The sequence below is a fragment of the Actinophytocola sp. genome, from assembly GCF_050699935.1.
Lineage (GTDB): Bacteria > Actinomycetota > Actinomycetes > Mycobacteriales > Pseudonocardiaceae > Actinophytocola.
Genome location: NZ_JBOHGB010000264.1, coordinates 1 through 4227, shown reverse-complemented (window position 1 = coordinate 4227; position 4227 = coordinate 1). Strand labels below are relative to the sequence as shown.

The 4227-nt window shown below is 65.6% G+C and carries 6 protein-coding genes; 4 read left to right on the top strand and 2 right to left on the bottom strand.

Going from position 1 to position 4227, the window contains the following annotated elements; all coding sequences use genetic code 11:
- Nucleotides 1–289 precede the first annotated feature (289 nt).
- The 3 genes from ACRDTB_RS37450 to ACRDTB_RS37440 all read left to right on the top strand — a co-directional run bounded on the left by ACRDTB_RS37450 (nucleotide 290) and on the right by ACRDTB_RS37440 (nucleotide 2599).
- A complete protein-coding gene (locus tag ACRDTB_RS37450) occupies nucleotides 290–1198 on the top strand; it encodes a helix-turn-helix domain-containing protein (RefSeq protein ID WP_431437005.1) in 909 nt (302 codons plus the stop codon).
- 59 nt (nucleotides 1199–1257) lie between these two features.
- Nucleotides 1258–1485 carry a DUF397 domain-containing protein gene (locus ACRDTB_RS37445; RefSeq protein WP_431437004.1) on the top strand — a complete coding sequence of 76 codons (228 nt, stop codon included), beginning with the start codon at nucleotides 1258–1260 and terminating at the stop codon, nucleotides 1483–1485.
- Between the two features lie 61 nt (nucleotides 1486–1546).
- Nucleotides 1547–2599: an ion channel gene (locus ACRDTB_RS37440; RefSeq protein ID WP_431437002.1), complete on the top strand. Its 1053-nt coding sequence runs from the start codon at nucleotides 1547–1549 to the stop codon at nucleotides 2597–2599.
- On the opposite strand, the gene ACRDTB_RS37435 is transcribed toward ACRDTB_RS37440, so the two are convergent.
- On the bottom strand, nucleotides 2562–2921 hold the full coding sequence (locus ACRDTB_RS37435; protein WP_431437001.1) for a hypothetical protein: 360 nt from the start codon (nucleotides 2919–2921) through the stop codon (nucleotides 2562–2564). The two genes, ACRDTB_RS37440 and ACRDTB_RS37435, sit on opposite strands and share 38 nt — an antisense overlap.
- A gap of 77 nt (nucleotides 2922–2998) precedes the next feature.
- Nucleotides 2999–3325 carry a MarR family transcriptional regulator gene (locus tag ACRDTB_RS37430; RefSeq protein ID WP_431437006.1) on the bottom strand — a complete coding sequence of 109 codons (327 nt, stop codon included), beginning with the start codon at nucleotides 3323–3325 and terminating at the stop codon, nucleotides 2999–3001.
- A 715-nt stretch (nucleotides 3326–4040) separates the two neighbouring features.
- Between ACRDTB_RS37430 and ACRDTB_RS37425 the strand changes: the two genes are divergently transcribed.
- A partial coding sequence (locus ACRDTB_RS37425; protein ID WP_431437000.1) for a hypothetical protein occupies nucleotides 4041–4227 on the top strand: 187 nt, incomplete at its 3' end.

Here is a 4227-nt window from a genome sequence, read left to right as displayed (position 1 = left end):
GCACCACCGACGACCGCGCGCCGGCCGTCGAGTGGTGCCGCCGCTCGCCGGCGTGGGCCGGTGGTGACGCGCTCGTCCCGTGGCAAGCGGTGCACGCGCCGCCAGCCCCGGAACCACCACCCACCGACGAGCCCTGCGGGTCCGTGGGCTCATCTCCATCGCTGCTAGGGTTAGTACCCATCACGGACCCCCGTCCCAAGGTTGGCTCACTGGTTACGGCGACACCATAACATCGAATATCAGACTTTAATATTCGGCTGCCTGAGTGAACCTTAGGCTGTCACGGTCCGTGACCAAGATCAGGTACTCGCAACGGAGGTCGAACCCGATGGCGCGTGGCCCGCTGCCACCGTTGGTCCACAAGATCAGGTGTGGCCGGAAGCTGGAGGTACTCCGCGAGCGTGTGGCCCTGTCCCAGGACGAAGTCGCGAAGCACTTGGGCTGGTCCCAGGCCAAGGTCGCCAACATCGAGACCGCCGTCAGCGGCGTCCAGCGGCGCGACCTCGACCCACTGCTCGACCTCATCGAGGCGGACGACTCGGCGCGAACCGACTGCCACGAGTTGGCGACACTCGGGCGCACACAGCTGCCCCGACGCAAGGGCATGCTCCGCAACCGCTTCGGCAAGGACATGCGTCCCGTGGTCGACATGGAAGGCAGCGCGGCGACACAGTGGCGCCACAACAGCATGATGATCCCCGGGCTCCTGCAGACCGAGGCCTACATGCGCTACATCTTCCGCGCCTACCGGCCGTCCCCGACCCGAGATCAGATCGATCTATACGTCGAGAACCGGCTGGCTCGCCAGGTGGTGCTGAACAACACCGACCAGCATTTCTGGTTCGTGGTCCATGAGGCGGCACTGCGCTCGCTGGAGAACATCGACGGTGACAGCTCCGTGCTGCGAGAGCAGGCCCGCCACCTGATGGAGGCCATTGATCGGCCGAACGTTGAGGTCCAAGTCGCTCCGTTCCGCCATGGCTACTATCCCGGCCAGGCTGAAACGTACGCGATCTTCGGGTTCGACACGGATCCTGCTATACGGGTGACCTATGTTGAGAAGTACGACGGTGGCGACATCCTGCACGGCGAGAAGAACCTCACCAGGTTCACCACGTTCTGGGAGCACCAGCGGGTCCACGCTCTGGGGCCGGAGCAGACCCGCCCGTTCCTGCGGGAGCTGTCGCGGCCGTCATAACGGCACGCACTGCACGCAGCGAAAGGAACACCCAGATGACCAGTTCCCACGGAAGGTGGGTGTGGCGCAAGTCCAGCCACAGCGAAGGCACGAACGACTCCGACTGTGTCGAGATCGGCCGCTGGCGCAAGTCCAGCTACAGCGAAGCGAACGGCAACTCTGAATGCGTCGAGATCGGACGCGGTGCCGATGTGATCGCGGTCCGCGACTCGAAGCGGCCCGCCGCCGGCATGCTCACCTTCGCCAGCACCACCTGGCGTACCTTCCAAACGATGATCACCGACTGACCGACCCGCCAGACGTCCGGTCGGGCACCAACCGGCCGGACGCCCGGTCACGGGAGAAGACATGCCGCTGCTGTTGCGAACGTTGGCACGGTTCGTGTCGCTGTCCAGTTGGGGAACACCGATCATGGTGGCGGTGCTCGTCTTCCTGACCAGCTGGCCGCTCATGGCCATCGTCGAGCCGGACGGCAGCGAGCTCGTCCGGCCGGAGAACTACTGGTGGTACTTCGTCGTCACCGCGACGACGGTCGGCTACGGCGATCTGTATCCGGTGACATCGGCCGGGCACGTCGTCGGCGGGTACGTCATCGTCGGCGGAATAGCCACGATCACCACCGTTTTCACGAAGATGGTATCCGTACTGGAGCGGTCGAGGAGGCAGCGAATGCAGGGCGACATCAGTGTTGACGCGAGCGATCACATCGTGCTGCTCGGTTACACCTCCGGCCGGACCGAGCGGATCATCAACTTGCTCGCGCCCGTCGGGGACCACATCGTGTTGTGCGGGGGTGAGGAGGTGGTCACTCATCCGATGTCGGACTCGGCGGTCGACTTCGTCAGCGGTGACCTCGCTTCGGCGGAGGTGTTGCGCCGTGCCGGGGTGCACCGAGCGCGGACGGTGCTCGTCGACGCTCGCGATGACAACGAGGCCGTCGCGGTGGCGGTGACCGCTGCGCACGTGACCTCGGGTGCTCACCTGGTGGTGTCGCTGCGGGACATGGACCGGGCCGTTCAGCTGCGCTACATCAGTGACGGAATCCGTTGTGTGCACTGGAACTCTCCGCGGATCATCACCGAGGAGCTGAAAACGACCGGAATCTCCGAGGTCTACGTCGAGCTCATGACGCCGGGTGGCGAGGCCGCGACTCATGTCGCGCAGCTGCCCGAGTCGTTGGGTCCGGTGTCGGTGGAACGGTGTCACACCGAGCTTGGCCGGCGATACGGCGTGACGTTGCTGGCGGCACGCACCGGCCGCGACGTCACCGTGAACCCGAACTGGCAGACGGAACTATCGGCCGGCTCGACCATCTACTACATGAGCCCGCGGCGGCTCACCACCGAGCAGATCACCAAAGCTCTCAGCGGTGGCACACTGTTTCCGGCGATTCCTTCGTAACGGCCGTGCCGACGATGAATTGTGCGGCACCGGCGACAGCGCCCAGCCAGCCGACCCACAGCGGGTAGGTTTTGCTGAATACGACGGCGAGGCCGAAGAGCGGGAACGGTAGCCCGAGGAGCAGGCTGAGGTAGAGCGGGAAGCCCCGGCCGGTCATCAACAGCACGAGATCAGCTCGGTCGAGCGGTCGCTCCCGTTCCGCACCGGACGCGCCGGCCCACGCGTCGGCGACCTCTTCCAGCGCGGGACCGTCAATCCGGTAGTGCACGGCCAGTAGCGTCACACCGATGATCGCGGTGGCTTGCCCGAGCCGGCTCAGCATCCATGCGGCCCCGCCGCGAGGGATTGAGCGAGCGACCGCACAGATTCCGCCCGATCGGAGCATGATATGCGCCCGCCTCAGTTCTGGCCACGGATTCTCTTGGCGTGTTCTTCCGGTAGTCGTCGGCCTTCTTCCAAGAAATCCAGAATTGCCTTCAAGGTCGCTTCGCCGCGCCTGGGCAGGCGCCGGTGGGCCTCGTGCCCGATCGGCCCCCAGATCTGCTCGGAGCGCGCGTGCGCGGCCGGGGTCGCTTCGATCCGGACTCGCCGCCGGTCGTCGGTGTCCCGGATCCGCTTGGCGTAGCCGGCGCGCTCCAGGCGGTCGACGACCGTCGTGGCCGCGCCAGGGCTGAGACCGGCGGCGGCCAGCTGACCGGCGGTCATCGCCGCGGAGCGGTTGAGGATGCCCAGATATTCTCGTGTCGAAGTAGATCGGGTTGCGGCGCTCTTGTCGCGGATCCGTCCGCGGATGTAAGGATGTGGCGGCGTCCTGGACAGCCGGACCGGGGTTCGATTGCCTTTGCGTGGAAAACACCGTCAACGAGGACGAACGTTCCCCATTCTCGCCGACGGAGGAATCGCATCCTCGCCCTGGCAAAGGACCTGGCCGCGGACGGACTGTCCAGTGCGGATAGAACCGAGCTCGAGCGGCGCGCGCATTCGATCGGCGCCGCGCACGGAGACCCCCACGAGTCGAACGTCGAGGCCGGCTCACCCAGGCATATCGCGCTCCTCGCCGGCGCTCCGCTGGTCGTGATAGGCATCGTCTGGGCGGTGCGATCGCGAATGCGACGGTCGCCAAATCGTTGAACCGTGGGTAATCGATCCATTACGTCGAGCATCCGTTTGTTCCCTCTTTTCAGCACACGGAAACTGCCGTACGCTCCACTTCGCCGTCGAGGGGATTGGGGCTTTGACGGCAACCCGGTACTTACCCGCGGGGAGAATTTGTGCCGCGCTTTTGCCAAATGGTGCAGACAATGACGTCTGTTTGTACCTGAAAGATTGCCCCGATTGCCCGCTCGGCACTACGCCGGATCGTCCGGAGCGGAAAGGAGGTGCAGACATGATCGCCGACAAGCCCTGACCTGATCACTCGTCGGAGACACCTCTCTGATGCTTGGACGCGGTCGCCCGCTCGGGCGGCCGCGAGGCGTGCGGGGTCGCGACGACAATCGGCTCCGCACGCCTCCAGCATGCCGCCGCCCGACCGCCGGCCGTGTGCAGGAAGGGAACACCGATGCGCCTTCCGGGTCTGGACATCCCGCGGGAAAGCCGGTTGCTGGTGTTCATCGGTCTCGTGGACG

What these genes read in the sequence shown, in the direction of transcription:
- ACRDTB_RS37440 (WP_431437002.1), top strand. Translation starts at nt 1,547, where the DNA reads ATGCCGCTGCTGTTGCGAACGTTGGCACGGTTCGTGTCGCTGTCCAGT.
- ACRDTB_RS37435 (WP_431437001.1), bottom strand. Translation starts at nt 2,921, where the DNA reads ATGCTGAGCCGGCTCGGGCAAGCCACCGCGATCATCGGTGTGACGCTA.